The sequence below is a fragment of the Nocardia sp. JMUB6875 genome (genome assembly GCF_041154655.1).
Lineage (GTDB): Bacteria > Actinomycetota > Actinomycetes > Mycobacteriales > Mycobacteriaceae > Nocardia.
In genome coordinates, this window is sequence record NZ_BAAFGR010000338.1 from 1 (window position 1) to 3,195 (window position 3,195).

A 3,195-nucleotide genomic window follows, 5' to 3' on the forward strand; every position below is an offset into this window, starting at 1 on the left:
GACTTCATCGCGCGCGGGGTGGTGGTCGCGGCGGGGGCGCTCGGGACCAATGAACTGCTGGCGGCGTGTAAGCGCGGGGGTTCGCTGCCGGAGTTGTCGGATCGGCTGGGGGAGGTGGTGCGCACCAATGACGAATCGATTCCGGCGGCGTCGAGTAAGGACCGGGCGGCGGATTACCGCAGTGATGCGGCGATCACGTCGAGCGTATTCCTCGATGAGCACACGCATTTCACCAATAACACCTATGGCGATGGCGGTGCGCTGCTCGCGCTGACCTACGGTCCGGCCACCACCGCTGCGACGGCGCTGGGTAGGTGGGGGCAATTCCTGCGGGACTATCCCGGCTATCTGCTGGGTCTGTTGCTGCGGCCGAAATGGTCTCGGCGCACGGTCATTTTCACGGTTATGCGTGGCACCGATGTGGCATTGCGGCTACGCCGGGGCCGGGGGCCCGGCGGGTTGCAGACCGAGGCGGTGGGTGAGGAGCCGGGCGGGGAGTCGGCGGTCGAGGTCGCGCGGCGGATTGCGGCGCTGGCCGCGCGCCGCATGAACGGGCGGCCGCTCGCCGCGCTCGGCGAAACCCTGGGCTCCGCGCCCATGACCGCGCATTTCCTGGGCGGCGCGGTCATCGGCGCGGACCGTGAACACGGCGTGATCGACCGGCATCACCGGGTTTTCGGCTACACCAACCTGCTGGTGTGTGACGGGTCGGCGGTGCCCGCCAATGTCGGGGTCAATCCCAGCCTGACCATCTGCGCCATGGCGGAGGCGGCCATGGCGCAGGTACCGCATGCCGCGGTCGTCGCGCCGCGACACGCTGCGCCGTAACGAGCTGGGCCATCACGAGTTTCGAGGAGTTGGACATGCAGGCAGCGCTGTACGGCCGGATCACCGGCGCGGTGTCACGGGCGGCGGTGGAGGCGCACGCGGTGGGGACGGTGGTGCGCGCCGGAATGGTCCCGCTGGATTCGACCCTGCCCGCGGCCTTGCGCGCCATGACGGCCTACGGGCCGATCGGCGGCGGAATCACCGCGGCGGCACTGCGATTCGGGGATCGGGTGGGTCTGATCGACGAGCTCGGCTCGCTCACCTTCGCCGAACTGGACCGGCGATCCAATGCCCTGGCCGACGCCTGGCGGCAGCGCGGCATCGGGGCAGGCACCGGTGTGGGAATCCTGTGCCGCAATCACCGCGGCTTCCTCGACGCGACCTTCGCCTGCGCCAAATCCGGTGCGCGAGCGCTGTACCTGAACACCGACTTCTCCGGGCCGCAGGCCACTCAGGTCTGCGCGCGCGAAGGCGTGCAGGCGCTCGTCTACGACGCGGAGTTCGAATCCGTGGTGGCGGACATCGATTCGCCGCTGGGTCGATTCCTCGCCTGGACCGACGATCCGGCCTTCGCCAGCCCCGAGGGTGGGGGCGTCGCCAGCGCCCAGGATGAGGGCATCGCCAGCACCGGGAGCGAGGCCGTCGCCAGCACCGAGGGCGACGCCGTCGCCAGCACCGAGCGCGAGTCCGTGGCGTGGACCGACGCGGCCTCGCCCTGTGCTGACGAGGCTGTCGCCGATGTGGAGCGGCTGGAGGCGCTTATCGCGGTCGGTGACCCCGGAACACTCACGCCCCCGGCCAAACCCGGCTCGGTGATCATGCTGACCAGCGGCACCACCGGCACCCCGAAGGGCGCGCCGCGTCCCCAGCCGAAATCCTTCGCGCTGCCCGCCATGATCCTGGGCAATGTCCCGCTGCGCGGCGGCCACGGCGTCTACATCGCGCCGCCCATGTTCCACGCGTGGGGCTTCCTGGGGTCGGTGCTCGGCATCGGCGTCGGGGCCACGCTGGTGACCAAGCGCCGCTTCGACCCCGTGCACATGCTCGACGCCGTGGCCGCCCACGACTGCCGCACCTGGTGGGTGATTCCGGTGATGCTCAAGCGAATCCTCGACCTGGGCGATGCGGAATTGCGCTGGCACGACGTCTCCGGGCTGAGGGCGATCGCCGCCAGCGGGGCCCAGCTGGAGGGTGCGCTCGCCCGGCGCACCGCCGCCCGCTTCGGCGACGTGCTCTACAACTTCTACGGTTCCACCGAGTGCGGTTACGCGGCGATCGGCGGCCCGGAGGATCTCCTCGCGGCCCCCGGCTGCGCGGGCCGCCCACCCTTCGGCGTCTCGGTCCGCATTCTCGACGCCGACGGGCACGAACTCCCGCAGGGCGAGAAGGGCCGCATCTTCGTCGGCAATACCGTCCAGTTCACCGGTTACACCGGCGGCGGCATGAAGGAGATCGTCGACGGCCGCATGTCCTCCGGCGATGTGGGTCACTTCGACTCCGCCGGAAGGCTTTTCGTGGACGGCCGCGACGACGACATGATCGTCTCCGGCGGCGAGAACGTCTTCCCGCAAGAGGTCGAAGAACTCCTCGCCGCCCACCCCGACATCGCGGACGCCGCAGTGATCGGCATCGACGATCCCGATTTCGGAAAGGCCCTGCGCGCCTTCGTGGTCCGCCGCCCGGATGTCACCCTCGACGCCGACTCCGTCCGCACCCACGTCCGCGCGAACCTGGCCCGCTACAAGGTTCCGCGCACCGTCACCTTCCTCGACGAGCTGCCCCGCAATCCCTCCGGCAAGGTCCTCAAACGCACCCTCCGAGAGTGGGATTGATCCCCGAACCTCGCCGACCAGCACCGAGAGCGGCCCCGGGTAGCCTGGCCTGACCAGATCAACCCGTCCCATTGCCTCGATGAGCGAAGGTGTACCGATGCTGGACTACGGCCTCGACATGTCCGACATGGACCGCGATCTCGCCCTGTCCGACCTGGTCGCGGAGGGAGACGAGCTCGACGCACTGGTATCCGCCGAATCCGACTGGACCAAGCCGACTCCCGCGCCCGGATGGACGATCGCCCACCAGATCGCCCACCTGGCCATAGCGGACGCCAATGTCGTCACCGCCATCCGCACCCCCGACGCCTTCGAGATCGTCCTGAAGCAACAAGCCGCCGCCGGCCCCCGATGGGCCGACCTGGACGCCGCGGCAGGCGCGTCCCAACCGCGATCGGTCCTCCTCGACCAGTGGCGCACCGCCCGCACCGAGGTAGCAACCGCCCTCCGCGAAACCCCTGTCTCCCACCCCGCCCCATGGTTCGGCTCCGCCGTGACCCCCGCCCTCATGGTCCCCCTCCGCCTGATGGAAACC

3 protein-coding genes are annotated in these 3,195 nt (G+C 69.9%); all 3 read left to right on the forward strand.

Annotated features, from left to right (window positions below; translation table 11 throughout):
- Positions 1-828 (forward strand): GMC oxidoreductase (locus ACAM49_RS39420; protein ID WP_369640616.1); only part of this gene is annotated, 828 nt, incomplete at its 5' end.
- A gap of 35 nt (positions 829-863) precedes the next feature.
- Positions 864-2,660, forward strand: a complete 1,797-nt coding sequence (locus tag ACAM49_RS39425; protein WP_369640617.1) for an AMP-binding protein — start codon at positions 864-866, stop codon at positions 2,658-2,660.
- 79 nt (positions 2,661-2,739) lie between these two features.
- On the forward strand, positions 2,740-3,195 hold a 456-nt coding region (locus tag ACAM49_RS39430; RefSeq protein ID WP_369640618.1), incomplete at its 3' end, for a maleylpyruvate isomerase N-terminal domain-containing protein.

Coding starts and splice junctions, on each gene's coding strand:
- ACAM49_RS39425 (WP_369640617.1), top strand. CDS start 864: ATGCAGGCAGCGCTGTACGGCCGGATCACCGGCGCGGTGTCACGGGCG.